Raw genomic sequence first — 348 nt, 5'->3', positions numbered from 1 at the left:
AAATAGCACTAACCGAGTGTGAAAGCCTATCGATCACGGAGGCAAATAGAAATAGCTACTCTGCCGTTATAGTTCAGTGGCACGACTCAAAAGACGGCAAGGATAAACAAGTAAAGATAGGAAATGGAGAGCAAACATATAAACTCACAATCCCTGAACCAAAATCAGACAACGAAGCTTTTAAAAAGGGCGAAGCCAAGCTAAATGAGCTACAAAGGGGCGGTATAAACGGAAATCTAACTTGTGCCGGGCGCGAGCTAAGAGCCGGCGGAAAACTAAAAATAACCGGTGTAGCCGGACTTGAAAATGTAGAATTTAGCGTAAAGTCAGTGTCGCACAACCTAAACG

Annotated in this window: 1 pseudogene; it reads left to right on the top strand. The window is 43.7% G+C overall.

Annotation, left to right across the window (positions count from 1 at the left end):
- Positions 1 to 348 (top strand): annotated as a pseudogene (locus CCAL9328_RS10815) (phage late control D family protein); the annotation flags it as partial.

Source organism: Campylobacter sp. RM9328 (genome assembly GCF_012978615.1).
This window is presented reverse-complemented; position numbering and strand designations above follow the sequence as displayed.